The organism is Xanthomonas sp. 60 (genome assembly GCF_011761925.1).
In genome coordinates, this window is record NZ_JAASQW010000001.1 from 379,879 (window position 1) to 406,455 (window position 26,577).

The 26,577-nt window shown below is 67.3% G+C and carries 25 protein-coding genes and 5 tRNA genes; 23 read left to right on the forward strand and 7 right to left on the reverse strand.

The window, feature by feature from the left end; genetic code table 11:
* Positions 1-20: 20 nt before the first annotated feature.
* The 3 genes from FHY09_RS01710 to FHY09_RS01720 all read left to right on the forward strand — a co-directional run bounded on the left by FHY09_RS01710 (position 21) and on the right by FHY09_RS01720 (position 5,142).
* Positions 21-1,115 carry a branched-chain amino acid aminotransferase gene (locus FHY09_RS01710; RefSeq protein WP_166923541.1) on the forward strand — a complete coding sequence of 365 codons (1,095 nt, stop codon included), beginning with the start codon at positions 21-23 and terminating at the stop codon, positions 1,113-1,115.
* Positions 1,116-1,461: 346 nt separating this feature from the next.
* Positions 1,462-3,213, forward strand: a complete 1,752-nt coding sequence (locus FHY09_RS01715) for a S8 family peptidase (RefSeq protein WP_166923543.1) — start codon at positions 1,462-1,464, stop codon at positions 3,211-3,213.
* 228 nt (positions 3,214-3,441) lie between these two features.
* On the forward strand, positions 3,442-5,142 hold the full coding sequence (locus FHY09_RS01720; protein ID WP_166923545.1) for a S8 family peptidase: 1,701 nt from the start codon (positions 3,442-3,444) through the stop codon (positions 5,140-5,142).
* A gap of 72 nt (positions 5,143-5,214) precedes the next feature.
* Here FHY09_RS01720 and FHY09_RS01725 read toward each other — a convergent pair whose 3' ends face one another.
* The 3 genes from FHY09_RS01725 to wrbA form a co-directional block, all read right to left on the reverse strand.
* Positions 5,215-5,700 carry an asparaginase domain-containing protein gene (locus FHY09_RS01725; protein WP_166924342.1) on the reverse strand — a complete coding sequence of 162 codons (486 nt, stop codon included), beginning with the start codon at positions 5,698-5,700 and terminating at the stop codon, positions 5,215-5,217.
* A gap of 70 nt (positions 5,701-5,770) precedes the next feature.
* Positions 5,771-6,115, reverse strand: a complete 345-nt coding sequence (locus FHY09_RS01730) for a DUF2069 domain-containing protein (RefSeq protein ID WP_456362678.1) — start codon at positions 6,113-6,115, stop codon at positions 5,771-5,773.
* On the reverse strand, positions 6,112-6,705 hold the full coding sequence (wrbA, locus tag FHY09_RS01735) for an NAD(P)H:quinone oxidoreductase (protein WP_166924346.1): 594 nt from the start codon (positions 6,703-6,705) through the stop codon (positions 6,112-6,114). The genes FHY09_RS01730 and wrbA overlap by 4 nt, the downstream gene beginning before the upstream one ends.
* Before the next feature lie 77 nt (positions 6,706-6,782).
* Here wrbA and FHY09_RS01740 point away from each other — a divergent pair, with 77 nt between their 5' ends.
* Both FHY09_RS01740 and FHY09_RS01745 read left to right on the forward strand, forming a co-directional pair.
* Positions 6,783-8,051: a YihY family inner membrane protein gene (locus FHY09_RS01740; protein ID WP_166923549.1), complete on the forward strand. Its 1,269-nt coding sequence runs from the start codon at positions 6,783-6,785 to the stop codon at positions 8,049-8,051.
* The gene (locus FHY09_RS01745) at positions 8,051-8,632 is read left to right on the forward strand and encodes a TlpA disulfide reductase family protein (protein ID WP_166923552.1); all 582 of its coding nucleotides are present in this window, start codon (positions 8,051-8,053) and stop codon (positions 8,630-8,632) included. Before FHY09_RS01740 ends, FHY09_RS01745 begins: the two co-directional genes overlap by 1 nt.
* 11 nt (positions 8,633-8,643) lie before the next feature.
* Here FHY09_RS01745 and ppk2 read toward each other — a convergent pair whose 3' ends face one another.
* From ppk2 to hemA, 4 genes are read right to left on the reverse strand one after another with little or no spacing between them, the layout of a single operon-like run.
* Entirely contained in the window at positions 8,644-9,423 is a 780-nt protein-coding gene (gene ppk2 / locus FHY09_RS01750; protein ID WP_166923555.1) for a polyphosphate kinase 2, read from the reverse strand.
* Positions 9,424-9,471: 48 nt separating this feature from the next.
* Positions 9,472-11,178 (reverse strand): O-linked N-acetylglucosamine transferase family protein, encoded by a 1,707-nt coding sequence (locus tag FHY09_RS01755; RefSeq protein ID WP_166923558.1) that lies wholly within the window; start codon positions 11,176-11,178, stop codon positions 9,472-9,474.
* Between the two features lie 3 nt (positions 11,179-11,181).
* On the reverse strand, positions 11,182-12,267 hold the full coding sequence (gene prfA / locus FHY09_RS01760) for a peptide chain release factor 1 (protein ID WP_166923561.1): 1,086 nt from the start codon (positions 12,265-12,267) through the stop codon (positions 11,182-11,184).
* Positions 12,239-13,591, reverse strand: a complete 1,353-nt coding sequence (gene hemA / locus FHY09_RS01765) for a glutamyl-tRNA reductase (RefSeq protein ID WP_166923563.1) — start codon at positions 13,589-13,591, stop codon at positions 12,239-12,241. The genes prfA and hemA overlap by 29 nt, the downstream gene beginning before the upstream one ends.
* A 63-nt stretch (positions 13,592-13,654) precedes the next feature.
* On the opposite strand from hemA, the gene FHY09_RS01770 reads away from it, so the two are divergent.
* From FHY09_RS01770 to rplA, 18 genes are all read left to right on the forward strand, one after another.
* The gene (locus FHY09_RS01770; protein WP_208407449.1) at positions 13,655-15,352 is read left to right on the forward strand and encodes a tetratricopeptide repeat protein; all 1,698 of its coding nucleotides are present in this window, start codon (positions 13,655-13,657) and stop codon (positions 15,350-15,352) included.
* Positions 15,352-16,008: a lipoprotein insertase outer membrane protein LolB gene (gene lolB, locus FHY09_RS01775; RefSeq protein ID WP_166924348.1), complete on the forward strand. Its 657-nt coding sequence runs from the start codon at positions 15,352-15,354 to the stop codon at positions 16,006-16,008. Before FHY09_RS01770 ends, lolB begins: the two co-directional genes overlap by 1 nt.
* Positions 16,005-16,874 carry a 4-(cytidine 5'-diphospho)-2-C-methyl-D-erythritol kinase gene (ispE, locus tag FHY09_RS01780; protein ID WP_166923569.1) on the forward strand — a complete coding sequence of 290 codons (870 nt, stop codon included), beginning with the start codon at positions 16,005-16,007 and terminating at the stop codon, positions 16,872-16,874. The genes lolB and ispE overlap by 4 nt, the downstream gene beginning before the upstream one ends.
* 11 nt (positions 16,875-16,885) lie before the next feature.
* Positions 16,886-16,962 (forward strand) — tRNA-Gln (locus tag FHY09_RS01785).
* 140 nt (positions 16,963-17,102) lie between these two features.
* Entirely contained in the window at positions 17,103-18,062 is a 960-nt protein-coding gene (locus FHY09_RS01790; protein ID WP_042614861.1) for a ribose-phosphate diphosphokinase, read from the forward strand.
* A 117-nt stretch (positions 18,063-18,179) separates the two neighbouring features.
* Complete coding sequence (locus FHY09_RS01795; RefSeq protein WP_166923571.1) at positions 18,180-18,803, forward strand: 50S ribosomal protein L25/general stress protein Ctc; 624 nt, start codon at positions 18,180-18,182, stop codon at positions 18,801-18,803.
* Between the two features lie 80 nt (positions 18,804-18,883).
* Positions 18,884-19,462: an aminoacyl-tRNA hydrolase gene (gene pth / locus FHY09_RS01800; RefSeq protein ID WP_166923574.1), complete on the forward strand. Its 579-nt coding sequence runs from the start codon at positions 18,884-18,886 to the stop codon at positions 19,460-19,462.
* Positions 19,463-19,568: 106 nt separating this feature from the next.
* A complete protein-coding gene (gene ychF, locus FHY09_RS01805) occupies positions 19,569-20,660 on the forward strand; it encodes a redox-regulated ATPase YchF (protein ID WP_166923576.1) in 1,092 nt (363 codons plus the stop codon).
* Positions 20,661-21,030: 370 nt separating this feature from the next.
* Positions 21,031-22,071 (forward strand): isoaspartyl peptidase/L-asparaginase, encoded by a 1,041-nt coding sequence (locus FHY09_RS01810; protein WP_166923578.1) that lies wholly within the window; start codon positions 21,031-21,033, stop codon positions 22,069-22,071.
* A gap of 136 nt (positions 22,072-22,207) precedes the next feature.
* Positions 22,208-22,293: transfer RNA gene (locus tag FHY09_RS01815), tRNA-Tyr, on the forward strand.
* A gap of 35 nt (positions 22,294-22,328) precedes the next feature.
* Positions 22,329-22,402 (forward strand) — tRNA-Gly (locus FHY09_RS01820).
* A gap of 54 nt (positions 22,403-22,456) precedes the next feature.
* Positions 22,457-22,532, forward strand: a tRNA-Thr gene (locus FHY09_RS01825).
* Between the two features lie 39 nt (positions 22,533-22,571).
* Entirely contained in the window at positions 22,572-23,762 is a 1,191-nt protein-coding gene (tuf, locus tag FHY09_RS01830; RefSeq protein WP_166923580.1) for an elongation factor Tu, read from the forward strand.
* A gap of 106 nt (positions 23,763-23,868) precedes the next feature.
* Positions 23,869-23,944: transfer RNA gene (locus FHY09_RS01835), tRNA-Trp, on the forward strand.
* Positions 23,945-23,992: 48 nt separating this feature from the next.
* Complete coding sequence (gene secE, locus FHY09_RS01840) at positions 23,993-24,406, forward strand: preprotein translocase subunit SecE (protein ID WP_166923582.1); 414 nt, start codon at positions 23,993-23,995, stop codon at positions 24,404-24,406.
* A gap of 10 nt (positions 24,407-24,416) precedes the next feature.
* A complete protein-coding gene (gene nusG, locus FHY09_RS01845) occupies positions 24,417-24,980 on the forward strand; it encodes a transcription termination/antitermination protein NusG (protein WP_166923584.1) in 564 nt (187 codons plus the stop codon).
* 218 nt (positions 24,981-25,198) lie between these two features.
* The gene (gene rplK, locus FHY09_RS01850) at positions 25,199-25,627 is read left to right on the forward strand and encodes a 50S ribosomal protein L11 (RefSeq protein ID WP_166923586.1); all 429 of its coding nucleotides are present in this window, start codon (positions 25,199-25,201) and stop codon (positions 25,625-25,627) included.
* Positions 25,628-25,631: 4 nt separating this feature from the next.
* Positions 25,632-26,330 (forward strand): 50S ribosomal protein L1, encoded by a 699-nt coding sequence (rplA, locus tag FHY09_RS01855; RefSeq protein WP_166923588.1) that lies wholly within the window; start codon positions 25,632-25,634, stop codon positions 26,328-26,330.
* The last annotated feature ends 247 nt before the right edge of the window (positions 26,331-26,577 follow it).

The window sequence follows — 26,577 nt, forward strand, 5'->3', positions numbered from 1 at the left end:
AACCAGAACAGGAATCTCCGGTGTCCCAGTCCATCCCCAGCTTTGCCGTTACCCGTTCGGATACTCCGCGCAGCGCGCAGGCGCGCGCCGCCATCCTGGAAAAACCGGGCTTCGGCCTGCACTTCACCGATCACATGGTGGAGGTGCGCTGGGACAAGGACACCGGGTGGCACAACGCCAACGTGCGTCCTTACGGCCCGCTGCAGCTGGACCCGGCCGCCGCCGTCCTGCATTACGGCCAGGAGATCTTCGAGGGCATCAAGGCCTACCGCCATGCGGACGGCTCGATCTGGACCTTCCGTCCCGAGGCCAACGGTCGTCGCCTGCAGCGCTCCGCGCAGCGCCTGGCACTGCCGGAACTGCCGGTGGAGATCTTCGTGGAGTCGCTCAGGCAGCTGATCGCGCTGGACAAGGACTGGGTGCCGTCTGCGGACGAATCGAGCCTGTATTTCCGCCCCTTCATGATCGGCGACGAAGCCTTCCTCGGCGTGCGCGGCGCGCAGAAGGCCGGTTACTACGTGATTGCCAGCCCGGCCGGTCCCTACTTCGCCAAGGGCGTCGCGCCGGTGGCGATCTGGCTCTCCACCGAGTACGCGCGTGCGGCCAAGGGCGGTACCGGTGCGGCCAAGTGTGGCGGCAACTACGCCGCCTCGCTGCTGCCGCAGCAGAAGGCGCAGGCGCAGGGCTGCTCGCAGGTGCTGTTCCTCGACCCGGTCGAGGGCAAGTACCTTGAAGAGCTGGGCGGCATGAACGTGTTCCTGGTCTACAAGGACGGCACGCTGGTCACGCCGGAACTGTCCGGCAGCATCCTGGAGGGCATCACCCGCGAGAGCATCCTGCAGCTGGCCCGCGACCGTGGCATGAACGTGGTGGAGCGCAAGGTCGGCATCGACGAATGGAAGCAGGGCGTGGCCTCCGGCGAGATCACCGAGGTGTTCGCCTGCGGTACCGCCGCCGTGGTGACCCCGATCGGCCAGCTGAAAGGCGACGGCTTCGAAGTGGGCGACCTGTCGGCACCGGCAGGCGAAGTCACACTGTCGCTGCGCAAGGAACTGACGGATATCCAGTACGGCCGCCTGCCGGATCGTCATGGCTGGCTGGTGCGCCTGGACTGACCGCCAAGGTCGCCAGGATGCCGGAGAAGCCCGTCCCTGCGACGGGCTTTTTCTTTGTCGCAGCCGCTGCAGACCCTGGATCAGGCGTGATGAAGAGGTGAAATTCTCTTCACCTTTACAAATCCTACACACCGCAAGTCACAAATCTGACATTTCATGTCCCTGACTTTGTCCTGAAGCGTTGTCTGGACAGGCCAGAAGCGACTAGCTTCAGAGCCAGGGCGGACCTGCATGCGGACCGTCCACTCCGGCCTGCGATCCCCGCCACCGCACTCAGCCTGCGGATCCTGGCCGGCCTCCCGTTTTCCGGTAACGGCAACGTCAGCCGCATTTCAGAGGATTTCCGATGTCGAAGGATACGCAACCGCGTCTACGTCAGCGTGCTCTGGTCGTGGTGGGGGCTTCACTGCTCACCTCCCTGCTCATCGCCGGTCCCGCCTTCGCAGGCGATGTACAGCTCAGCGGCCTGGCCTCCGCACCGAGCCATCAGCGCTTCATCGTCAAGTACCGCGACGGCAGTGCGCCGCTGGCGGCGCCCACCGCCCTGGCCACGTCCCTGAAAACCGCCGCAGCGGGGCTCACTCTTGGCCGGGGGCAGGCGATCGGGCTGCAGGAAGTGCGGCGCCTGGCGATCGGCCCGACCGTGGTCCGCACCGACCAGCCGCTGGACGTCGCACAGGCCGAGCTGTTGATGCGCAAGCTCGCCGCTGATCCGAACGTGGAATACGTCGAGGTCGACCAGATCATGCGTCCGACCCTGGTGCCCAACGATGCCCGCCTCGGCGAGCAGTGGGGCTTTGGTACCTCCAATGCCTCCATCAACGTGCGCCCGGCCTGGGACAAGTCCACCGGTGCCGGCGTGGTGGTGGCCGTGATCGATACCGGCATCACCAACCATCCTGATCTGAACGCCAACATCCTGCCCGGCTACGATTTCATCAGTGACGCGGCGATGGCGCGCGATGGCGGTGGCCGCGACAACAACGCCAACGATGAAGGCGACTGGTATGCCGCCAACGAATGCGGCAGCGGCATTCCTGCTTCCAGCTCGAGCTGGCATGGCACGCATGTCGCAGGCACCGTGGCGGCCGTGACCAACAACAGCACCGGCGTGGCCGGCACCGCGTTCAATGCAAAGGTGGTCCCGGTGCGCGTGCTGGGCAAGTGCGGTGGCTATACCTCCGATATCGCCGACGCTATCGTCTGGGCCTCCGGCGGCACCGTCTCAGGCGTACCGGCCAATGCCAACCCGGCCGAGGTCATCAACATGTCACTCGGCGGCGGTGGCAGCTGCTCGACGACCTACCAGAACGCGATCAACGGCGCGGTCGGGCGGGGCACCACCGTGGTCGTGGCCGCCGGCAACAGCAACACCAATGTGTCCTCGTCGGTCCCGGCCAACTGCGCGAACGTGATCGCGGTGGCGGCCACCACCAGCACCGGCGCCCGCGCCAGCTTCTCCAACTACGGTGCCGGTATCGATATCTCCGCTCCGGGCCAGGCCATCCTGTCCACGCTCAACAGCGGCACCACGGTGCCCGCCAGCGCAAGTTATGCGTCCTACAACGGCACCTCGATGGCAGCCCCCCACGTGGCCGGCGTGGTGGCGCTGATGCAGGCGGTGGCCCCGTCCCCCCTGTCCCCTGCGCAGGTCGAAACGATCATCAAGAACACCGCGCGGGCCCTGCCGGGCGCCTGCTCGGGCGGGTGCGGGGCGGGCATCGTCAACGCGGATGCAGCGGTGAGTGCGGCGCTCAACGGGGGGGGCGGGACGCCGCCGCCGGGGTCGGGTACCGTGCTGCAGAACAACGTGGCGGTGACGAACCTGGGTGCGGCCTCGGGCACTGCGTTGAACTACACCCTCAGCGTGCCCGCGGGCGTTTCGCAGCTGCGCGTTGCGATCAGTGGTGGCAGTGGCGATGCCGATCTGTACGTGCGCTCGGGCAGCGCGCCGACAGACACCGTCTACACCTGCCGTCCCTATCTCAGTGGCAATGCGGAAACCTGCACCCTCAACAATCCGGCCGCCGGGACCTGGCACGTACGGGTGAAGGCGTACAGCACCTTCTCCGGGCTGACGCTGCGCGCGCAGTACTGATCCTGCAGGCCTGATGCATCGTTGTTCCCAACGCCCCGGCCTCGGTCGGGGCGTTTTCGCAGGCCAATGCCGAATTGCCCTGGCATTTCCCGACGTTGCCTTGCACCTGCGTCTCTCTCACCGAAGGTGGACGCCCGATGCTCCTGGAACCGGCCAGCATCGAGGATGACTTGCCGGTTGCGTCCTCCGTGGACGTACGGCTCCCACTTACCTTGATGAGAGTCTTCCATGAAACCTTCCACACGCATGTGTCGGCGCCCCGGGCTGGCGCTGGGCATCGCCCTTGTACTGGCCTCGGGCCTGCCTGCCGCGTCAGCCGCCACCGTCCATCTTGACGGCATTGCCTCGGCGCCCAGCCATCAACAGTTCATCGTCGGCTATCGCGAGGGACGCGTGGCGCAGGCAGGCGCTGCCGCCCGGGCCAGCGGGCTCCTGCTGGCGGCAGGTTCGCTGTCGCGGCCCACGCGTGCCACCGCGCTGCGCACGCTGGCCATCGGCTCGACCGTCGTGCGCACCGACCGCGCGCTGGACAGCGCCGAAGCGGCGCAGTTCCTGCATGCGCTGGCCAGCGACCCTGACGTGGACTACGTGCAGGTCGACGAACTGATGCAGCCCACGCGCACCCCCAACGATCCGAGGCTGGTCGAACAATGGGGCTTCGGCACCTCCGCCGCGTCGCTCAACGTACGTCCGGCCTGGGACATCGCCACCGGCAAGGGGCAGATCGTCGCTGTCCTCGATACCGGCATCACCGCGCACCCCGACCTGGCTGCGAATGTGATTCCCGGCTACGACTTCATCAGCGATTCTTTCATCGCGGGCGACGGTGACGGACGCGACGCGGATGCATCCGATCCCGGCGATGCCGAGGGCGGCCGTGCCTCCAGCTGGCACGGCACGCATGTGGCCGGCACGGTGGCCGCCGTGACCGACAACGCGCTGGGGGTCGCCGGCACGGCGTTCGCGGCCAAGGTGCAGCCTGTGCGGGTGCTCGGGAAAGGAGGTGGCTACACCTCCGACATCGCCGATGGCATGGTCTGGGCGGCGGGTGGAGCAGTCAGTGGCGTGCCGGCGAATCCGACGCCAGCGAAGGTGCTCAACCTGTCACTGGGCGGTGGGGGCAGTTGCAACCCGGCCAGTCTGCGGGCCATCGTCAAGGCTCGCCAGCTCGGTGCCACGGTCGTGGTTGCGGCCGGCAACGATGGCCGTGACGTCAGCACGTCCTCACCCGCCAACTGTCCGGGCGTCGTGGCCGTCGCGGCCATCAACGAACAGGGCGGCCGCGCGTGGTTTTCCAACTATGGCGCCGGCATCACCCTGGCAGCGCCCGGCCAGGGCATCCTCTCCACGCTCAACACCGGGCAGACGGGACCCGGCACGCCGAGCTACGCACGGTACGACGGCACGTCGATGGCCGCCCCGCATGTGGCCGGGCTCGTGGCACTGATGCAGTCGGCTGCCGCCAAGCCCCTGTCGCCGGACGAAGTGACGAAAATCCTGACCCGCACGGCGCGACCGCTGCCGGGTGCCTGTCCGCAAGGGTGTGGCGCGGGTCTTGCCGACGCGCTGGCAGCCGTGAAGCATGTGCGCGACGGCAGCCCGGGCGGCCCGGATCCGGCCCCGATCAAGCTGGCCGATGGGGTGCCCGTGCAGATCAGCGCCAAGGTCGGAGAGGATCGGTTGTACACGTTCCAGGTACCGGAAGGTCGGCAGAATCTGACCGTGTCGATCAATGGCGGCAGTGGCAATGCCGACCTCTACACGCGCTACGGCGTGGCGCCCACCGATGAGCTGTTCAACTGCAGGCCGGCGTCCTCCAGCAACAGCGAGACGTGTCTGCGGCTGTTTCCGGATGCCGGCCCATGGCATATCAGGGTGAAGGCCACGTCCGACTACAGCGGTGTGATGCTGACCGCGCGTTCCCGCTGAGCGGGATGTGACGCGAGCCGCGAGCGGCGAGCTGCGGCCGGGGCCGGCGACGGCCGACCCCGGTCCGTCCGTTCAGAGCGCTTCGAAGCGGTTGGCGGCCACGTTCTTGCGTACGCTCTCCGGATTCCAGATACGGCCGTTCATGGCGATGTAGACGCCGCCGGGCAGCGACTGCACGGCACCGATGGCGCAGCCGATGTTGAACTCGGCATCGGACCCGCGGAAGCGTGCCGGGCTCAGCGCACCGGTCATCACGATCGTCTTGTCCGGGATGGTCGCCAGCACCTTTCCGGTTTGGACCATCGAGTCCGTGCCGTGGGTCACCAGCACATGGCGGGTCGGCTGCGCGGCGATGGTGGCGCGGATCAGTTCACGGTCGTCATCGTTGATATGCAGCGAATCCTTGCGCAGGATCGGAATCACGTTGAAGCGGAAGGTCACTCCGAGTTCGCGCAGGATCATGCCGATCTGCGGGTCGCCGATCTGGTAATCCGACTTGTCGTCGAAGTAGATCTTGTCGATCGTGCCACCGGTGGTGACGATCAGGAGCTCTTCCATCATGTGCATTCTCAAACCTGGCGAAGCGGTGCAGGACAGCCCCAGATGATACGTGCGCGCGGCAGGGCCGTCAGCGGTCGGCGCGCTGGAAGCGGGCACGGATCCCGGGCAGGCTGGCGGCACCGATGACACCCAGGGCCAGGACCACTTCCAGCAGCGCGAGCAGCCGCGTTCCGGGATGGCTCCAGGCACTCATCACGCCGTGGCTGAACCAGGCCAGCGCGAGCACCGAAGACCAGTAAGCGGCCTTGCGCCAGCCCAGCAGCAGTGCGGTGGCGAGCAGCATCGGCGGCAGGGTGAACACCACTTGCGTGGCCAGCCAATGCCGGTCATCGATGAACCAGACCGCGAACAGGGCAGCCAGCGCCACCAGTGCCAGCAGCAGGGTGATACCGGCCGGACCGCGCGGTGTCACCGGCGCAGCCGTTGTGCGATGTCGGCCACGCGACGGCCGAGCGCGCGTGCCAGCACGGTCTCGTCGTCGCTGGGCTGCGGATCATCGCTGCTGCCGGCCACGTGGCTGGCGCCGTAAGGCGTGCCGCCGGTAGTGGTGTGGCTGAGGGCGGTTTCGGTGAAGGGAATGCCCACGATCAGGCAGCCGTGGTGCAACAGGGGCAACTGCATGGACAGCAGCGTGGCTTCCTGGCCACCGTGCATGGAGGCGGTGGAGGTGAACACACCGGCGGGCTTGCCGGCGAGGGTGCCGTTCACCCATTCGCCACCGAGGCCGTCCAGGAAGTGCTTCATCGGCGCGGCCATGTTGCCGAAGCGGGTGGGGCTGCCCAGCAGGAGGCCGTCACAGGCCGCAAGGTCGTCCAGGCTGACATAGGGCGCGCCTTCTTCGGGCACGGGCGGCTGTGCCGTCTGGGTGACCGCCGCCACCGGCGGCACGGTGCGCAGCCGCGCCGCCATGCCCGGCACCTCGCCGATGCCGCGTGCGATCTGGCGCGCCAGCCGTGCCACGGACCCACCGCGGCTGTAGTACAGCACCAGAATCTCGCCCATCGTGGCCACGTTCTCTCGTCGGGAAGACACCAGTATGGCTATCCTGCGCGCGTCATGCATCGGGTACCCTTTGGCCGATGGAACCTTTGAATACCATCAACCTCTGGATGGAGCGCGTCCGTGACCGGCCGCGCGCCGCCAGCTTCGGCCGTTTCCTGTGGCGGCGCTTCCTGGATGACCGGTTGTTCCAGGCCGCCGCCGCACTGGCCTACACCACGGTGTTCGCACTGGTGCCGCTGGCGATCGTGGTGTTCGGCGTGCTCTCCGCGTTTCCGGTCTTCGACCGCTGGAGCGACCAGCTCAGCGACTACGTGTTCTCCAACTTCGTGCCCAGCGCGGCGCGCGCGGCCGAAGGCTACCTGCGGCAGTTTTCCGCCAGCGCCGGCCAGCTCACCGCCGCCGGCTTCATCGCGCTGGTGATCTCGCTGCTGATCACCCTCAACAGCGTGGAAGAGACCTTCAACCAGATCTGGCGGGTGGGCTCCAGCCGCCCCAAGTTCACCCGCTTCCTCGTGTACTGGACCGTGCTGACGCTGGGCGCGATGCTGGCGGCGGCCTCGTTGGCGGTGTCGGCGCGGGTGTTCGCGCTGCCCCTGTTCGGTACCCAGGAAGGGCGCTGGCTGGCGGACCTGTCGCTGGGCCTGGCGCCCGTGCTGATCGAGTTCGTCTGCATCACGCTGGTCTACCGCGTCGTTCCGCACCATTCGGTGAAGTGGCGGCACGCCATCCCGGGGGCGATCCTGGCCGCGGTGCTGCTGGAGCTGGTGAAGTGGGGCATCGGTGCCTATCTGGGCAGCTTCCAGTCCTACCAGAAGCTCTACGGCACGGTGGCCTTCGTGCCGATCCTGCTGCTGTGGATCTACCTGTGCTGGGTGGCGGTCCTGCTGGGCGCCTCGCTCTCCTCGTCGATGGCCGCGTTCCGCTACCAGCCGGTGGAACTGCGGTTGCCGCAGGGCTACGAGTTCTACGGCCTGCTGCGCCTGCTCGGGCGCTTCCAGCAGGCGCGCACGAAGGGCAGGAGCCTGGCCGAGGATGACATCCTGCACCAGGAGCCGATGCTTACCGATTCGCTGCTGCAGAGCCTGCTGTGCGATCTGGAGCGCATCAACCTGGTGCGCCGCACCGACATCGGTGACTGGATGCTGGCGCGCGATCTGCAGCAGGTAAGCCTGAACGATCTGTACGAGTCCACCCAGCTTCGCATCCCGGTCGCCGAGCGCCTGCTCCCCTACCGTGATGACAGCCTGGGCAAGGCGGCGCTGGCCGCACTCGACGAACTGCGCCTGCCGATGCGTGAGAAACTCAAGCGCCGCGTCAGCGACATCTATCCTCCCGGAGATTCTTGATGACCTGCAAGCTGCTCGTTCCGGCCCTGGCGATCCTGCTGGCCGCCGGCTGCAAGCCCGCGCAAGCGCCCAGCCCGGCGGCGCCGGCCACCACCCCGGCCACGGTGCCCGGCCATCCGCCTGCACCGGTGGACGACACCGCCGCCCCGGCCGACGACGCCGTACCCGGTGAGCGTGTCACCGTCGCCCAGCCCAGCCTGAAGGTCACCACGGTGGACGGGCAGGCCTACGACCTGGCTGCGCATCGTGGCAAGTGGGTGGTGGTGAACTTCTGGGCCACGTGGTGCGCCCCGTGCCGCAAGGAGATGCCGGAGCTGTCCGCGCTGCATGCCATGCGCAGCCAGATCGAGGTGGTCGGACTGGCCTATGAGGAAATCGAGTCCCAGGCCATGCAGGCCTTCCTCAAGGAGCGGCCGGTGACCTATCCCATCGCGATCGTGGACCCATTCGACCCGCCCGCCGATTTCGCTACGCCACGCGGACTGCCGCTGACGTACCTGATCGATCCCCAGGGCAAGCTCGCACACACCTTCCTGGGGCCGGTCACCGCCGCTGAGATCGAGCAGAAGATCGCGCTCTGAGGCCGCTCGCGCTACTCCAGCCGGTAGCGCTTGATCGGCTTCAGTACCCCGAAGTGCTCCTGGTGCAGCGGGCCTTCCAGCGGCGGCAGCGGCGGGAGCGCCTCGTCTACGTGGGTATCGGGCAGCCGGTCCAGCAGGTCACGCACCAGCGTCAGACGGCCACGGCGCTGGTTGTTGAAATCCACCAGCGTCCACGGTGCATGCGGGCGGTGCGTGGCCTCCAGCATGGCCTCGCGGGCGGCGGTGTAGTCCTCGTAACGGTCACGTGACTTGAGGTCCACCGGCGAGAGTTTCCAGCCTTTCAGTGGATTCTGGTGGCGCTCGGCGAAGCGCGCTTCCTGCTCCTGCTGGTCCACGGTGAGCCAGTACTTGAACAGCACGATGCCGTCATCGACCAGCAGCTGCTCGAACACCGGCGCCTGCTGCAGGAAGCGCTGGTACTCCTCTTGCGTGCAGTAGCCCATCACCCGTTCCACGCCAGCGCGGTTGTACCAGCTGCGGTCCATCAGCACGATCTCGCCGGCCGCGGGCAGGTGGGTGACATAGCGCTGGAAATACCACTGCGTGGCTTCGCGGTCGGTGGGGCGGGGAAGGGCGACCACGCGGCACTGGCGCGGGTTGAGGTGCTGGCTGATGGCCTGGATGGCACCGCCCTTGCCGGCCGTATCGCGCCCCTCGAACAGCACCAGCACGCGCTGGCCGGTGAGCTGCACCCAGCGCGCCATGGCGGCCAGTTCCAGTTGCATGGGATCCAGCAGCGCCTCGTAGGCCTTGCGTTTCAACTTGGGCATCGCAGGTTCCGTGCAGGAGACAGGAGCGCAGTCTGCCCGCCACGAAGTTCAGGCCGTGTCGCTGCCCTGCCAACCGTGCGCGCGGCAGACCTCCTGCAACAGGGTGGACAGGTCGGCTGCGAAGCCACGCATGTCGAACAGGCTGGCGCGTTGGCGGGCCTCGGCCAGCTGCGCGCGCACGGCGGCGCGGCGCTGCGCGTCATTGCCCAGCGCGACGGCTGTGGCGATGAACGCCGCATCGTCGGCCACGTTCAGCGTGTGCAGGCCCAGGTGGTGGTTGAGGCTGCCGGCCACGCGTGCGGCGAAGGTCCCGCCCGGGCAGGTCAGCACCGGACAGCCCGCCCACAGCGCATCAGACGCCGTGGTGTGCGCGTTGTAGGGATGGGTGTCCAGGAACAGATCGGCCAGTGCGTATCGGGCCAGGTACTGCGGATGCGGCAGCTTGCCCATGAACACCAGCCGCGCCGGATCCACGCCGGCGGCCTGTGCGGCGGCCCGCAGGCGGGCATCGGCCCGGCCGGGGCCCGCAAGCAGCCACAGCACGCTGCCGGGTACCTCGCGCAGCACCGCGAAGGCGCGCTGCATGCTGCGCGGATTGAGCTTGTAACTGTTGTTGAAGCAGCAGAACACAACGCCGTCATCGGGCAGTCCGCAGGCCGCACGGGTCGGTATCTCCTGCAGCACGCGGGTGGTGTCCGAAGGCTGGAACGCACGTGGCAGGCGCAGTACGCGCTCGCTGTAGTACGGCTCCAGCGCGGGGGGCAAGGCGAACGCATCGCCGAGGACCGCATCGATCCATGGCGCACCCGAGGTGCCGGGATACGCCAGCCAGTTTATCTGCAACGGTGCAGGGCGCATGGCCAGCACCTGGGGCACGCCACCACCGCCCCAGCCGCGCAGGTCGAACAGCACGTCGATGCCCGCTGCGCGGATGCGCGCGGCGATCTCGGCATGGCGCAGGCCCGCGACCGCATGCAGCCGCGTGGCCGCATCGAGCCGCTGGCGGATCGTGCTGCCATCGTCCGGCGTCAGTGCGAACAGGTGGGCCTGCACGGCGGGCTCGGCGCGCAGCTGCTCCAGCAGTGCGACGGTCAGCAGCCCGGTGGGATGGGCGCCGAAGCCATTGGACAGGAACCCGATCTGCAGCACGCCCCGGCGGCGCACGGTGACCGCAGGCATGGGCCGGACCTGCGCGCTGATCTGAGCCGCGCGCACTCTGGCGCAGGCCAGCTGCTCCTCCGGACCGGCGTCCTCGCTGAGGAAAGCGAACGGTTCGATCGCTCCGTGGCCGGCCGCGACCGCCGCGCGCACCTGGCCGGCGAGCGCGTCCAGGCCGCGCCAGTCACACAGGCGGCGCTGCCACGCCAGCCGCTGCGCGGCGATGTAGGGCTCATCGGGAAGCAGGGTGTGGGCCCGCTGGTAGGCCGCCGCCGCCCCTTCCGCATCGCCGCTGTCTTCCAGCGCGTGACCCAGCCACAGCGTGATGCCGGGGTGGTCCGGCACCTGCGCGGCGGCCTGGCCCAGCAGGTGCGCGGCGTCTGCATGCGCGCCGGCCATCCAGGCCACGCGGCCCAGGCGCGCCAGGGCTTCGGGATGGCCGGGGCGCAGCTGCAGCGCACGTCGCGCCGCTGCCTCGCCGGCACGCAGATCGCCGGCTTCCAGTTCGCAGTCGGCCAGCATCACCCAGGCGATGAAATCCGCCGGTTGGCGGTGGACCGCCTGCTGCAGCTGCTGCCGTTGCTGCCAGGCGTCCATCGCTCAGCCGCCTTCGGCGAGCTGTGCCAGCACGTCGGCCTGGTGCTCGTGCACCAGCCGCTGCACGAGCGCATCCATGCCGCCCTCGAGCACGTGGGGCAGGTCGTACAGGGTCAGGCCCTCGACCCGATGGTCGGTGATGCGGCCCTGCGGAAAGTTGTACGTGCGGATGCGCTGGCTGCGATCACCGCTGCCGACCTGCAGCCGGCGCGTTTCGGCCTGCGCAGCGTCCTGGCGCGAGCGCTCGGCATCGAGCAGCTGCGCCTTCAGCCGCTTCATCGCTTTGTCCCGGTTCGCGTGCTGGCTGCGCTCGGTCTGGCATTCCACCACCACGCCGGTAGGCACGTGGGTGATGCGGATCGCCGACTCGGTCTTGTTGACGTGCTGGCCGCCGGCACCGGAGGAACGGAAGGTATCCACGCGCAGGTCGGCCGGATTGATCGCTACGTCATCGATCTCGTCGGCTTCGGGAATGATCGCCACCGTCGCGGCGGAGGTATGGATGCGCCCCTGCGATTCGGTGGCCGGTACCCGCTGCACGCGGTGCGTGCCGGATTCGAACTTGAGCCGCGAATAGGCGCCGCGCCCGACCACGCGGGCCACCACTTCCTTGTAGCCGCCGTGCTCGCCGGGACTGTCCGATTCGATCTCCACCTTCCAGCCCTGGCGTTCGGCGTAACGGGCGTACATGCGGAACAGGTCACCGGCGAAGATCGCGGCCTCGTCGCCGCCGGTGCCCGCACGCACCTCAAGGAACAGGTTGCCTTCATCGCGCGGATCACGGGGAACCAGCAGCAGCGAAAGCTGCTGCTCGAGCTCGGCCAGCCGGGCCTGCGCGGCCGCGATTTCCTCCTCGGCCAGGTCGCGCAGCTCGGGATCGCCGCGCAGCGCTTCGGCGGCGGCCAGGTCGGCCTTGGCACGCCTTTCGTCGGCCAGTGCACGGGCCACCGGCTCGAGCTGGGAGAACTCCCTGGAGAGATCGCGGAAACGGGTGTTGTCGGCCACCACGGAGGGTTCGGACAGCAGGCGTTCCAGTTCTTCGCGGCGCTCGGCCAGCGCTTCAAGCTTGCGGCGCAGGGTCGGCGTCATCGGGGCTCACAGGGGCAGGGGAGGAAGAGGCGGGATCCGGTCGCAGCACGGTGGCCGCATCCGGTCCGTCCCCGGCGCGGTGCGCATAGCCGGGTGTCGCCGGGAACAGGCGCCCGGCGGCGCGGGTCAGCTCGGCGTCGCCGCTCAGCGCCGCAGCGCGCAGTGCGGCCGTCGGAGGATGCAGCAGGCGGTTGGTCAGGCCGTGCGCGAGCAGCTCCAGGACCTCGTCGGCCGGCTTGCCGTGGGCCAGCTGCTGCCGGGCACGCGCCAGCAGCTCCAGCCGGGTGGCTTCGCCGAAGGCGCGCAGCTGCTTCAACGGCGCCCGGTACGCATCGGCCTGCAGCGTTTCAAGAAAACGTGCCACCTGCAGGTCGATGATCGCTTCGGCCTCGGCGGCTGCTTCGCGGCGCCCGCGGCGGTTGTCTTCCACCGCCCGTTCCAGATCGTCAACGGTGTAGAGGAAGGCATCGTCGAGGTCGGCGACGGACGCCTCGATATCCCGCGGGACCGCCAGATCGAACAGCAGCATCGGCTTGTGCCGGCGCGCGCGCAGCGCCGCGGCCACGGCCTGGCGATGGATCACCGGCTCGCGCGCGGCGGTGGCGGAGAACACGACGTCCGCCTCGGCGAGGTGCCGTTCCATGCCCTCCAGGGGCAGGGCCACGCCGCCGTGCCGGGTGGCCAGTTCCTGCGCATGGGCCAGGGTGCGGTTGGCGATCAGCAGGCGGCGCACCTTGCCTTCGCTGAGGTGGCGCGCGGCCAGTTCGATGGTTTCCCCCGCACCGACCAGCAGCACGGTGGAATCGTCCAGCCGCGCGAAGGCATTCTGTGCCAGGCGTACGGCGGCCGAAGCGACCGAGACCGGATTGGCCCCCACCTGGGTATCGGTGCGGGCCCGTTTGGCCACCGAGAAGGTCTGCTGGAACAGCCGGTCAAGGCGCTGGCCGAGCAGGCCGTGGGCGCGCGAGGTGGACCAGGCGTCCTTGACCTGTCCCAGGATCTGCGGCTCGCCCAGCACCATCGAATCCAGGCCGGTGGCCACGCGGAACAGGTGGCGGACCGCTTCGCCGTCGGCATGCTGGTACAGATAGCCGCTCAGATCACCGGCGTGGCGCTGCAGCCACTGGTCCAGGGCCGCGGCGGAGTCGGCCACGGCATACAGTTCGGTGCGGTTGCAGGTGGACAGCAGCACCGCCTCGGCGATCTGCGGCGTATCGCGCAGCGAAGCGAGCGCGCGCGGCAGCGCCTCCCCGGCGAAAGCCGCGCGCTCGCGCAGCTCTACCGGGGCGGTCTGGTGGTTCAAACCGAGCACCCACAGGGTCATTGTTCAGTTGCTTGCGATAAGCTGCTGGCCATTGGTACGTATTTTAAGGCCCCGATGGCTTCCATGCCCGTATTGATTCGTATCTCCAGTGTTCTGCTGCTGGGGCTCAGTGCCGTACCGGCGCTTTCCGCAGCCCCCGCGCAGAGCCCTGCTCGGGCGTTGGCGCAGGCACAGGCGCAGCAGCAGGTCGCGCTGCAGCCTGCGCTGGCCGGGGAATTCGCCCTGCAGGCCGGCAAGCTGCCGGAGGCGGCGCGGCAGTACCTGCTGGCGGCGCAGGCCGAAGAAGGCGACGCCACGCTGGCCGAGCGGGCCACGCGCATCGCCATGCTGGCCAACGACGACGTCCGCGCGGCACAGGCGCTTGCCCTGTGGCAGGCGCGCGCGCCCCGCTCGCTGGCCATGCGCGGCGCTTCCAGCGCGCTGGCCATGCGCCAGGGGCGGCAGGACGAGGCCGTGCGCGAGCTGAAATCACTGCTGGGCGAGTCCGATCCGGAGGCCTGGAAGTTCGCGCTCGCCGCGCTGGTGGGCGGGGGGCGCGACCCGGCCGTCCCGGCCGCCGTGCTGGATGCGCTGGTCAGCGCCGGCGCGCTGCCTGACAGCCTGGATGCGTGGCAGGAGTTCGGTCGCCTGGCAATGCGCATGGACCGCCCGGACCTCGCCCAACGGATGGTCGGCGAAGTAGTGCGCCGCTTCCCGGACGATCCGCGCGTGGCCCTGCTGCAGGCCAGCCAGCTGCAGCAGTCGGGCAAGCGTGATGAGGCCCTGGCGCAGCTGCGGTCGCTGGAGCCGAAGGCGCGCCAGAGCCCGGACCTGCGCAACGCGGTGGCCATCGCCTATGACGCGATGAATGAACCGGTGGCCGCCGAACGCATGCTCGCCGTCGGCCCGCAGGACGTGCAGACGTGGGGCATGCGCGCTTCGCTGCTGGCCAAACAGTCCGATGCCACGGCACTGACCGCTCTGTATGACGAGCTTTCCCGCGCAGCGAGCAAGCCCGACCCGGCGCAGCGGTTGCTGCTGGGCAAGATCGCCGAATACCTCAAGCGTTACCAGGAGGCCGTGAACTGGTACCACAGCGTGCCCGGCGGCAACGAACTGGGTGAAGCACGCCTGCGTGCCGCCAATGCGCAGGCGCTGCTGGGCCAGCAGGACAAGGCACTGGACGAAGTGCGGGCACTGCAGGCCAATGCCAGCGTGGACGACGAAACCCGGCGTGACGCCTGGCTGCTCGAGGCCGAGCTGCGCCAGCGCGCGGGCGACGACGCCGGCGAACTGGATGCGCTCGCACGTGGCCTGGCCGCGTACCCGGACGAGAACCCGCTGCTGTACGCACGCGCACTGGCGTGGGAGCGTCGTGACGACATCGCACGTGCCGAAGCCGACCTGCGCAAGATCCTGGTCACCGAACCGGAGAACGTTGCCGCGCTCAATGCGCTGGGCTTCACGCTGGCCGACCGCACGCCACGGCACCAGGAGGCCCTCGAACTTATCGAGCGCGCCCGCGTGGCGCAGCCGGACAACCCGGCCATCATCGACAGCCATGGCTGGGTGCTCTACCGCCTGGGTCGCAACGACGAGGCGCTGGCCGAACTGCGCCGGGCCTGGGCGCTGACCCGCGATGCGGAGATCGGTGCCCACCTGGGCGAAGTGCTGTGGGTGATGGGGCGAAAGGACGAAGCCCGGCAGTTCTTCGCTGAATCGGAAAAGCTGGACCCTGACAACCGCGCGCTGAAGCGCGCCCGCGAGCAGTTCACGCCATGATGCACCTGTCCCTGCGTCCCCTGCTGCTGGCAGTGGGCATCCTCCTGTCGGTGTCGGCTTGCACCTCGGTGGGCCCTCAGAAGACGCCGGCGCCTGATGTGGCCTACACCGTGTCGCCGGCCGCCGAGCGCGCCGAAGCGGCCCGCGTACAGGCCCTGCGGGCCCAGCCTGAGTGGAGTTTCCAGGGGCGCGTGGCGGTAAGCCGGGGGCGCGACGGCGGGAGTGGACGCATCGACTGGGCACAGCAGGGCAGCCGCTACCAGGTGCAGCTGAGCGCCCCGGTGACCCGCCAGAGCTGGCGCCTGGTCGGCGATACCGCCGGTGGAACCGTGCGTCTGGAAGGACTGCAGGGCGGCACGCGCGAGGGGGCCGATGCCGGCCTGCTGCTGCGCGACGCCACCGGCTGGGACATCCCGGTCAACGAGTTGCCGGACTGGACCCGTGGCCTGGTGCTGGCACGTGAAGGCGAGCGGGGCGTGCAGCGCGATGCCGAAGGCCGCCCGCGGCGCCTGCAACAGGCCGGCTGGGACGTGCAGTACCTGGACTGGTGGCCCGCCGAAGACGGCCGTCCGGCCCTGCCGCGACGCATCGAGGCCGGACGCGGCGATGCCAAGGTGCGGCTGGTGGTTGACCAGTGGGGCACGACGGCGCCATGAGCGCGGTCGTCGGGAGCGCCGCCGGCTGGTCCCATTGGCCGGCACCGGCCAAGCTGAACCTGTTCCTGCACATCACCGGGCGCCGTCCGGACGGTTATCACGCGCTGCAGACCGTATTCCGCCTCCTGGACTGGGGTGACGTCATCTCCCTGCGCACGCGGGAGGATGGACGCATCTGCCGCGCCCGCGGCCTTGCCGGGGTGGCCGAGTCTGCCGATCTCACGGTGCGCGCAGCCCTGATGCTTCAGGAGGCTGCCAACGTCCGGCAAGGTGTCGACATCCTCGTTGAAAAGAAGATTCCTGCAGGCGGTGGCTTCGGTGGCGGTTCTTCCGACGCCGCGACCGTGCTGGTGGCGTTGAATCATCTCTGGGGCGCCGGGCTGGATACCGAGGCCCTTGCTGCACTTGGCCTGCGTCTGGGTGCGGACGTCCCGGTGTTCGTCCGGGGCCACAATGCCTGGGCTGAAGGGGTCGGCGAAGAGCTGCAGCCGATCGCGCTGCCCCCTGCCTGGTATGTGCTGGCCGATCCGGGCGTGCACGTACCCACGCCAGCCTTGTTCGCCAGCCCCGATTTGACGCGCGACAGTCCAGTGGCGAAAATAGAGGACTTCGCTTCCGGGTCGCTGCTCGGTAATGCGTTCGAACCGGTGCTGCGCCACCGCGAACCTGCCGTCGAGGCAGCGCTCGCGGCCCTGAGCGCGATCGGTCGGGCGCGACTGACAGGGTCGGGGAGCGGTTGCTTCGTCGAGTTCGCCACGCACGCTGCCGCAATGCACGGGCTGGCGGAACTGCCGAAGGAGTTGCGGGCGTGGGTGGTTGCGGGTGTTGCCCGTTCGCCGCTGCTGGATGCACTCGAGCGTAACTGATTCAACGATGCAGGGGCGTCGCCAAGAGGCCCAAGGCACCAGGTTTTGATCCTGGCATTCGGAGGTTCGAATCCTCCCGCCCCTGCCACTTGCGGCTTGGTCCGCGCCAACCAGCGCAGCTGTCTGCGCGGGACGTGGAAATCGCCGCGGTGAAATCAGCTGCAGGGGCCCCCGGGGCGCCTGCGGTCACCCGTTCTCTGCCACTCGATCCCGCCCGAGACACCCATGATGCAAGACTCGCCCAACCTGCTGGTTTTTTCCGGCAACGCCAACAAACGTCTGGCGCAGAACATCTGCAAGGAACTGGGCGTGCGCCCGGGCAAGGCGCTGGTCTCCCACTTCTCCGATGGTGAGGTGCAGGTCGAGATCGAGGAGAATGTCCGCAAGCAGGACGTCTTCGTGATCCAGCCGACCAGCGCGCCGAGCGCCGAGAACCTGATGGAGCTGCTGGTCCTGATCGACGCGCTCAAGCGCGCTTCGGTGGCCAGCGTGACCGCGGTGGTGCCGTATTTCGGCTACTCGCGCCAGGACCGTCGCATGCGCTCCTCGCGCGTGCCGATCACCGCCAAGCTGGCCGCCAAGATGTTCAGCACCGCCGGTGCCGACCGCGTGCTGACCGTGGACCTGCATGCCGACCAGATCCAGGGCTTCTTCGATATTCCGGTCGACAACGTGTATGCCTCGCCGCTGCTGCTCGCGGACATCTGGCGTGCCTACGGCACCGAGAACCTGATCGTGGTGTCCCCGGACGTCGGTGGTGTGGTGCGCGCCCGGGCCGTGGCCAAGCGCCTGGACGATGCTGATCTGGCGATCATCGACAAGCGCCGTCCGCGTGCCAACGTGTCCACCGTGATGAACATCATCGGTGACGTGGAAGGCAAGACCTGCGTGATGGTCGATGACATCGTGGATACTGCCGGCACCCTGTGCGCCGCTGCCGCTGCCCTGAAGGCGCGCGGCGCGCTCAAGGTCGCCGCGTACTGCACCCACGCGGTGCTGTCCGGTCCGGCGGTGGACAACATCACCAATTCCCAGCTCGACGAACTGGTGGTGACCGACACCATCCCGCTCAAGGACGCCGCCCGGGTCTGCAGCAAGATCCGCCAGCTCAGCGTGGCGGAGATGCTGGCCGAAACGATGCGCCGCATCGCCTTCGGCGAGTCGGTCAGCTCCCTTTACGTCGACTGATCGCTTTCGCATTCGTTCCCGGCATCATCGCAGGGAACGCCCAAGGGCACTTCTGGTCGCGGAAGTGCCTTCATTCGCCAAACCCCACCGGGTGCGGCATCCAACAGGTAGTAGAAAATGTCCAAGACCCATGAAATCAAGGTCACCAAGCGTGAACTGCAGCGCAAGGGTGCGAGCCGCCGCCTGCGTCACGCCGGTGTGATCCCGGCGATCGTCTACGGCGGCAACGCCGAGCCGGTCGCGATCAGCCTCGACCACAACGAGATCTGGCTGGCGCAGCAGAACGAGTGGTTCTACGCGTCCATCCTGGACCTGAACCTCGACGGCAAGGTGGAGCGCGTGCTGCTGCGTGACATGCAGCGCCACCCCTTCAAGCAGCTGATCATGCACCTGGACTTCCTGCGTGTGAACGAGAATGAGACGCTGACGGCTTCGGTGCCGCTGCACTTCATCAACGAAGACACCTCGCCGGCTGGCAAGGCGTCGGACATCGTGATCACCCACGAAGTGAAGGAAGTGACCATCAGCTGCCTGCCGAAGGACCTGCCGGAGTCGATCGAAGTCGACCTGGCCAACCTGGAAGCCGGCCACATCATCCACCTGTCGGACATCAAGCTGCCGAAGGGCGTGGAAATTCCGGCGCTGGCGCAGGGCAAGGACCACGACGACGCCGTGGTCACCGCCAAGCACGGCAAGGAAGATGCTGCCGACGACGCCGAAGAAGCACCGGCGGCCGAGTAAGGCCTCTGCGGCGCCCGCCCTCCGGGGTGGGCGCCGTTCTGCGTTTGGCGGTCCGTGCGGACCGCGCTATGGAACAGGCAATGGCAGGACTGCGACTGATTGTCGGTCTGGGCAACCCCGGATCGGAACATTTCCGGACCCGGCACAATGCTGGGTTTCATTTTGTCGAGGCCCTGGCGGAAAAAGCCGGCGCGCGCTGGAGTGTGGACAGCAAGCTGTTCGGCGAAACCGCCCGCGTGGATATCGCGGGCCAGCCGGTCTGGCTGCTCAAGCCGGCCACGTTCATGAATCTCAGTGGCAAGTCGGTCACCGCGGCACAGCGTTTCTGGAAGATCGAGCCGGAAGAGTCGCTGTTGGCGCACGACGAGCTGGATCTCCCCCCGGGAACCGCGCGGTTGAAGTTCGATGGCGGCCACGGCGGCCAGAATGGCCTGCGCGACACCATCCGTCTGCTGGGGCATGGGAAGTTCCATCGCCTGCGTGTGGGCATCGGGCACCCGGGGCACAAGGACCGGGTGGTGCCGTGGGTGCTGGGGCGTGCCTCGAAGGATGACGAGGTGCTCATGGCGCGCGCCATCGATGATGCGATCGACGTGCTGCCGCTGGCAGTGCAGGGCGATTTCAGCGAGGCCATGAAGCGGCTGCACACCCCGAAATGAAGCGCGGGGACGTCGCGCCGGGTCTGTCCGGTGAGCGTCGAGATTGATTTGCCAAACGGCGTGCGCGCTGTTTCGCCAATCACTTTCACCCCAAAGGTTGTCAATCATGGGTATCAAATGCGGAATCGTCGGCCTGCCCAACGTGGGCAAGTCGACGCTGTTCAATGCACTGACCAAGGCGGGTATCGCGGCGGCCAACTTCCCCTTCTGCACCATCGAGCCGAACGTGGGCATCGTTCCGGTGCCTGATCCGCGCCTCAACGAGCTTGCGGCGATCATCAATCCGCAGAAGGTCATCCCGACCGCAGTGGAGTTCGTGGACATCGCCGGCCTGGTCGCCGGTGCGGCCAGCGGCGAAGGCCTGGGCAACAAGTTCCTGGCGCACATCCGCGAGGTCGATGCGATTACCCACGTGGTGCGCTGCTTCGAGAATGACGACGTCATCCACGTGAACAACAAGGTCGATCCGCTCTCGGACATCGACACCATCGACACCGAGCTGGCGCTGGCCGACCTGGACAGCGTGGAGAAGGCGCTCAACCGCGCCGAGCGTTCGGCCAAGGGCGGCGACAAGGAGGCTGCCGCGCGCAAGCCGGTGCTGGCCAAGCTGCAGGCAGCGCTGTCCGATGGGCGGGCAGGGCGCACGGCGGGCCTGGACGAGGAAGAAAAGGCGCTGGTGCGCGACCTGTTCCTGCTGACCCTCAAGCCGGTGATGTACATCGCCAACGTGCTCGAGGATGGCTTCGAGAACAACCCGCACCTGGACGCCGTGCGTGCGCGTGCGGCGCAGGAAGGCGCCACCGTGGTGCCGGTGTCGGCGGCGATCGAGGAAGAGCTGTCGCAGATGGACGATGAGGACCGCGACACGTTCCTGGCCGACCTCGGCCTGAGCGAGCCCGGCCTGAACCGCGTGATCAATGCGGCGTACCAGCTGCTGGGCCTGCAGACCTATTTCACCGCAGGCGTGAAAGAGGTGCGCGCATGGACGGTACGCAAGGGCGCTACCGCACCGCAGGCCGCTGCGGTGATCCACACCGATTTCGAGAAGGGTTTCATCCGCGCCGAAACCATCGCCTATGACGACTTCATCAAGTACAAGGGTGAGGCGGGGGCCAAGGAAGCCGGGCGCCTGCGCCTGGAAGGCAAGGAATACCGCGTGCAGGAAGGCGACATCCTGCATTTCCGCTTCAACGTCTGACCGCCGCCACCGGCGCTTGCCGGTGCAGGCCCAACGCCCCGCCCCGTGCGGGGCGTTTTCGTTTCCGGCGCTACCCACACCCGGTGTGGAGCACTGCGCGGAACAGGTGTGGATAAGCCGGCGTGAGCATCGCGCAGCAACGGGGGGCGTGGGGTGGCGAAATTTTCGCCATGCTCCATGCGCGTCCGGCGTGGTGAAAAAATGACCACGACAGGGTGACCCTTGCGCCGTACCGCTGCGGGCGGGTTATCCACACGTTGTACGCGCGCCTGCCCACGGCGCGTGTGGGCAAGCGTGACGTGCCGGACGGGACTTGCGTCATCGGGCTGTCTCGCGCAGCGTGGAGGCCCCTTTGCTGGAGTGCCCCGCCATGGTCCCGCGCCACTGCCTGGCTGTCGTCCTGTCCCTTCTGAGCGGGCCGCTGCTGGCAGCGCCCGCATCGTCCGCGGCAACGGACGCCGCCTCGCCGCTGCTGGTCATCCATGGCGGTGCCGGCGTGCAGCGTGGCGACCTGTCCGCCGTGGAGGAGCAGGCCGCCCGCCGCGCGCTGGAGGACGCACTGCGGCGCGGTCATGAGGTGCTGCAGGCCGGCCGCCCGGCACTGCAGGCGGTGACCGCCGCCATCACCGTGCTCGAGGACGATCCCACCTTCAATGCGGGCAAGGGCGCGGTGTTCACCCATGACGGACGCAACGAACTGGACGCGGCGCTGATGGACGGCCACACGCAGGCCGCCGGTGCGGTGGCCGGCGTGCAGCGCGTACGCAACCCGATCCTGCTCGCCCAAGCCGTCATGCAACACTCCAGGCACGTGATGATGGTCGGGCAGGGCGCGGAACGCTTCGCCGCCGAGCAGGGCATCACGCTGGTCGAGCCCGCCTATTTCCGTACCGAGCGCCGCTGGCAGCAGCTGCAACGCGCCTTGCGCGAGGAGGTCGCCGGGCGGCCGCACGCCGATCTGGAAACCGCGCGGCATTTCGGCACCGTCGGAGCGGTGGCGCTGGATGCTCAGGGCCGCCTCGCCGCCGGCACCTCGACAGGCGGCATGACCAACAAGCGCTATGGGCGCGTCGGCGATGCGCCGATCATCGGCGCCGGCACATGGGCCGATGCCGGGTGCGCGGTTTCCGGCACCGGTTGGGGCGAGTACTACATCCGCACGGCGGCCGCCCACGAAATCTGCGCGCGGATCCGTTTCGAGCGGCAAAGCCCGGAGCAGGCCGGGCGCGCGGTGATCAACGATCTCATTCCCAAAATGGGGGGCGACGGTGGGGCCATCGTGCTGTCGGCCGACGGCGCGATGGCGGCCCCGTTCAACACCCAGGGCATGTACCGGGGCTGGATCGGCGCGGACGGCGTGCCGCATGTCGCGATCTTCGACGACGAGACGTTTGCACCGCCGGGGCAATAGCCTTGCGTATCAACGGGTTTGCGACAGTGCGTGAAAAAAAAGAAAAAACGTGTTGACAGCCCCCCGCCTGATCAGCAGAATTGCGGGCTCACCACCACACACCGCACCGCTTCGGCGGCACGGGATGGGGCGGTAAGGAGGGATACCCAAGCGGCCAACGGGGGCAGACTGTAAATCTGCTGGCTTACGCCTTCGGTGGTTCGAATCCACCTCCCTCCACCAGTTTCACGTAGTTTGACGTTATGGCAATTCCCGTTGCGGGAGTAGTTCAATGGTAGAACTTCAGCCTTCCAAGCTGACTGTGCGGGTTCGATTCCCGTCTCCCGCTCCATTGAACGTCGTAGAACTGTGAAGGTCGGACAGTTCATGCCATAATGCAGAACTCGCTCACGTAGCTCAGTCGGTAGAGCACTTCCTTGGTAAGGAAGAGGTCGAAGGTTCGATTCCTTTCGTGAGCACCATCTCCAGCACCACCCCAGACGAATTCGAGATAAGTAGCCATGGCCAAGGGTAAGTTCGAGCGCACCAAGCCGCACGTCAACGTCGGCACCATCGGTCACGTCGACCACGGCAAGACCACGCTGACCGCCGCACTGACCAAGATCGGTGCCGAGCGCTTCGGTGGCGAGTTCAAGGATTACTCCGCGATCGACGCCGCGCCGGAAGAAAAGGCACGTGGCATCACGATCTCGACCGCACACGTCGAATACGAATCCACCATCCGCCATTACGCGCACGTGGATTGCCCGGGCCATGCTGACTACGTCAAGAACATGATCACCGGTGCGGCGCAGATGGACGGCGCGATCCTGGTGTGCTCGGCCGCTGATGGCCCGATGCCGCAGACCCGCGAGCACATCCTGCTGTCGCGCCAGGTCGGCGTGCCGTACATCGTCGTGTTCCTGAACAAGGCCGACATGGTCGACGACGCCGAGCTGCTCGAGCTGGTCGAGATGGAAGTGCGCGAGCTGCTGAGCAAGTACGATTTCCCGGGCGACGACACCCCGATCATCGCGGGCTCGGCCCGTCTGGCGCTGGAAGGCGACCAGAGCGACATCGGCGTGCCGGCCGTGATCAAGCTGGTCGAAGCGCTGGACACCTGGATTCCGGAGCCGGAGCGTGACGTCGACAAGCCGTTCCTGATGCCGGTGGAAGACGTGTTCTCGATCTCCGGCCGCGGCACCGTGGTGACCGGTCGTATCGAGCGCGGCGTGATCAAGGTCGGCGAAGAAATCGAGATCGTCGGTATCCGTGACACCGTCAAGACCACCGTTACCGGTGTGGAAATGTTCCGCAAGCTGCTGGACCAGGGCCAGGCAGGCGACAACGCCGGTCTGCTGCTGCGCGGCACCAAGCGTGACGACGTGCAGCGCGGCCAGGTGCTGTGCAAGCCGGGTTCCATCAAGCCGCACACCGAGTTCGAAGGCGAAGTGTACGTGCTGTCCAAGGACGAAGGCGGCCGCCACACCCCGTTCTTCAACGGCTACCGTCCGCAGTTCTACTTCCGCACGACCGACATCACCGGTGCTGCCAAGCTGCCGGAAGGCGTCGAGATGGTGATGCCGGGCGACAACGTGAAGATGGTTGTCACCCTGATCAACCCGGTCGCGATGGACGAAGGTCTGCGCTTCGCGATCCGCGAAGGTGGCCGTACCGTCGGCGCCGGCGTGGTGTCGAAGATCATCAAGTAATCCTGCACTTCCGGCAGCTCCAACAGGGACTGCCGGCCGCGCGAATGGCGGGCCGGGAACCTCGGTCCGCCTTCGCCGTCTAAGGCAAGGCAAGGTTTGTCAACGTACGCCAGTAGCTCAATTGGCAGAGCAGCGGTCTCCAAAACCGCAGGTTGGGGGTTCGAGTCCCTCCTGGCGTGCCATCTGCCTTCCTCACCAGCGGTGACGCCGCTACAAGCAAATCGAGCCGGATGAACAGCAAGATCGAGCAATCCAAGGACACCTCCACCGCAGGTGGGGATATCTTCAAGTACGTCATCGCATCCCTGCTGGTGCTGGCGGGATTGTTCGTCTGGTTCTGGTTCTCCGCCGATTCCGGCCGTGCCGCCCAGTTGGGCGCGTGGGGCGGACAGATTCGGGCACTTGCCGTCATCCTCGGTCTCGCGGGTGGCGTTGCTGTGTTCATGACGACCGCAAAGGGTCGTGAGGGTCGCGAGTTCCTCTCGGAATCGCGCTTCGAGCTGCGCAAGGTGGTCTGGCCGACGCGCCAGGAAGCCATCCGGATGACCTGGGTCGTGATCGTTGTTGTGATCATCCTCAGCCTGCTGCTGGGTGGTTTCGACTTCGTCATCCAGAAACTCACCGAGTGGTTCCTGACCCGCTAAGGAGAAACCCATGAAGCGTTGGTACGTTGTTCACGCCTATTCGGGCTTCGAAAAATCCGTGGCGCAAGCGCTGCGCGACCGTATTGCCCGCGAGGAAAAGCAGGACCTTTTCGGCGATGTGCTGGTTCCCACTGAAGAAGTGGTCGAGATGCGCGCCGGACAGAAGCGCCGCTCCGAGCGCAAGTTCTTCCCCGGCTATGTGCTGGTGCAGATCGAGACGCATGACGAGGGCGGCATTCCGCGCATCGAAAGCGAGAGCTGGCATCTGGTGAAGGACACCTCGCGCGTGCTGGGCTTCATCGGCGGCACTGCGGACCGTCCGCTGCCGATCGCTGATTCCGAGGCCGAGGCGATCCTTAACCGCGTCCAGGATGGTATCGAGAAGCCGCGTCCGAAGGTGCTGTTCGAGCCGGGCCAGATGGTCCGCGTCACCGATGGCCCCTTCAACGACTTCAATGGCGTCGTCGAAGAAGTCAATTACGAAAAGAGCCGCCTGCGCGTTTCGGTGCTGATCTTCGGTCGCGCCACGCCGGTCGAGCTCGAGTTCGGCCAGGTCGAGAAGGCGACGACCTGATCCGCAGTGGTCGCGGAGGGTGGCGCCCGTCGTCGCCCGCTGGACTGTGCTGGAAACCCCTGTTATAGTGCGCGGCTTCCTGTCAGGAAGCTGGCAGAGAGAAGGCCGCCGAAAGGTGGCCTTCGGCATGTAATCAAAAACGCGATGCCGGGACGCGTGATTCCCGGTCCGATGGGGAGCCTGTTGTCGTAAGGCGCTAGCACCCGGAGAGCATACTCATGGCAAAGAAAGTTGTCGGTTACATCAAGCTGCAGGTGAAGGCCGGTCAGGCCAACCCCTCGCCGCCGGTCGGTCCTGCGCTGGGTCAGCGCGGCCTGAACATCATGGAATTCTGCAAGGCCTTCAACGCCGCCACGCAGAAGCTCGAGCCGGGTCTGCCGGTTCCGGTGATCATCACGGCCTACTCGGACCGTACGTTCACCTTCATCACCAAGAGCACCCCGGCGACCACGCTGCTGAAGAAGGCGGCGGGCATCTCCTCGGGCTCCAAGCGCCCGAACACCGACAAGGTGGGCAAGGTCACCCGTCAGCAGCTGGAAGAGATCGCCAAGGCGAAGGAACCGGATCTGACTGCCGCCGATCTGGACGCCGCCGTGCGTACGATCGCTGGCTCTGCCCGTTCCATGGGCCTTGTGGTGGAGGGTTAAGAAGATGGCACTGAACAAGCGTGAGAAGGCCCTGAAGGCCGCAGTCGTTCCGGGCAAGTCCTACGGCTTCGACGAAGCGATCTCGATCCTGAAGAACACGGCCAAGGCCAAGTTCGTCGAGTCGATCGATGTCGCCGTCCGTCTGGGCGTGGACGCGAAGAAGTCCGACCAGCAGGTGCGCGGTTCCACCGTGCTGCCCGCCGGCACCGGCAAGTCCGTGCGCGTGGCCGTGTTCGCTCCGGCCGGTGCCAAGGCCGATGAAGCGCTGGCTGCTGGCGCCGAAGCCGTGGGCATGGACGATCTGGCCGAGAAGATGCAGGCCGGCGATCTGAACTACGACGTCGTCATCGCCACCCCGGACGCCATGCGCGTCGTGGGTAAGCTGGGCACCGTGCTGGGCCCGCGTGGCCTGATGCCGAACCCGAAGGTCGGCACCGTCTCGGCCAACCCGGGTGAAGCGGTCAAGAACGCCAAGTCGGGCCAGGTGCGCTACCGCACCGACAAGGCCGGCATCATCCACTGCACCATCGGCAAGGCCAGCTTCGACAACGAAGCGCTGAAGTCGAACCTGCAGGCGCTGCTGATGGATCTGGTCAAGGCCAAGCCGGCCACCTCGAAGGGCCTGTACCTGCAGAAGGTGTCGGTCAGCTCGACGATGGGCCCGGGCGTCACCGTCGACCAGTCGTCGCTGTCGCTGAAGTAATTGTTTCAAACGGGCACGGTACCCTCGGGTCCCGTGTCCGTCTCATTTGAAGGCAACCCCCGGCAACCCACCGCCGGAGGCAGCCGTCAAAGACCGCAGGTGCGGTCGTGGCATGTCGGCGACGGGCAGGGACGCTCGAATTGGCAGGGAGTCGCCGCCGAAGCAGTCCACGAAGGCTTAATCGATCCTCACCGATCACCCTGCGTAGATGGTGCCCTTCTGGAGTTTTTTCTGGTCATGCAAGTCT

Bases quoted from the DNA above. Each gene is read 5' to 3' on its own strand.
- FHY09_RS01715 (WP_166923543.1), top strand. From the start codon at position 1,462: ATGTCGAAGGATACGCAACCGCGTCTACGTCAGCGTGCTCTGGTCGTG.
- FHY09_RS01720 (WP_166923545.1), top strand. From the start codon at position 3,442: ATGAAACCTTCCACACGCATGTGTCGGCGCCCCGGGCTGGCGCTGGGC.
- FHY09_RS01725 (WP_166924342.1), bottom strand. From the start codon at position 5,700: ATGGAAGAGCTCCTGATCGTCACCACCGGTGGCACGATCGACAAGATC.
- wrbA (WP_166924346.1), bottom strand. From the start codon at position 6,705: ATGGGCGAGATTCTGGTGCTGTACTACAGCCGCGGTGGGTCCGTGGCA.
- FHY09_RS01740 (WP_166923549.1), top strand. From the start codon at position 6,783: ATGGAACCTTTGAATACCATCAACCTCTGGATGGAGCGCGTCCGTGAC.
- FHY09_RS01745 (WP_166923552.1), top strand. From the start codon at position 8,051: ATGACCTGCAAGCTGCTCGTTCCGGCCCTGGCGATCCTGCTGGCCGCC.
- ppk2 (WP_166923555.1), bottom strand. From the start codon at position 9,423: ATGCCCAAGTTGAAACGCAAGGCCTACGAGGCGCTGCTGGATCCCATG.
- FHY09_RS01755 (WP_166923558.1), bottom strand. From the start codon at position 11,178: ATGGACGCCTGGCAGCAACGGCAGCAGCTGCAGCAGGCGGTCCACCGC.
- prfA (WP_166923561.1), bottom strand. From the start codon at position 12,267: ATGACGCCGACCCTGCGCCGCAAGCTTGAAGCGCTGGCCGAGCGCCGC.
- hemA (WP_166923563.1), bottom strand. From the start codon at position 13,591: ATGACCCTGTGGGTGCTCGGTTTGAACCACCAGACCGCCCCGGTAGAG.
- FHY09_RS01770 (WP_208407449.1), top strand. From the start codon at position 13,655: ATGCCCGTATTGATTCGTATCTCCAGTGTTCTGCTGCTGGGGCTCAGT.
- lolB (WP_166924348.1), top strand. From the start codon at position 15,352: ATGCACCTGTCCCTGCGTCCCCTGCTGCTGGCAGTGGGCATCCTCCTG.
- ispE (WP_166923569.1), top strand. From the start codon at position 16,005: ATGAGCGCGGTCGTCGGGAGCGCCGCCGGCTGGTCCCATTGGCCGGCA.
- FHY09_RS01790 (WP_042614861.1), top strand. From the start codon at position 17,103: ATGCAAGACTCGCCCAACCTGCTGGTTTTTTCCGGCAACGCCAACAAA.
- FHY09_RS01795 (WP_166923571.1), top strand. From the start codon at position 18,180: ATGTCCAAGACCCATGAAATCAAGGTCACCAAGCGTGAACTGCAGCGC.
- pth (WP_166923574.1), top strand. From the start codon at position 18,884: ATGGCAGGACTGCGACTGATTGTCGGTCTGGGCAACCCCGGATCGGAA.
- ychF (WP_166923576.1), top strand. From the start codon at position 19,569: ATGGGTATCAAATGCGGAATCGTCGGCCTGCCCAACGTGGGCAAGTCG.
- FHY09_RS01810 (WP_166923578.1), top strand. From the start codon at position 21,031: ATGGTCCCGCGCCACTGCCTGGCTGTCGTCCTGTCCCTTCTGAGCGGG.
- tuf (WP_166923580.1), top strand. From the start codon at position 22,572: ATGGCCAAGGGTAAGTTCGAGCGCACCAAGCCGCACGTCAACGTCGGC.
- secE (WP_166923582.1), top strand. From the start codon at position 23,993: ATGAACAGCAAGATCGAGCAATCCAAGGACACCTCCACCGCAGGTGGG.
- nusG (WP_166923584.1), top strand. From the start codon at position 24,417: ATGAAGCGTTGGTACGTTGTTCACGCCTATTCGGGCTTCGAAAAATCC.
- rplK (WP_166923586.1), top strand. From the start codon at position 25,199: ATGGCAAAGAAAGTTGTCGGTTACATCAAGCTGCAGGTGAAGGCCGGT.
- rplA (WP_166923588.1), top strand. From the start codon at position 25,632: ATGGCACTGAACAAGCGTGAGAAGGCCCTGAAGGCCGCAGTCGTTCCG.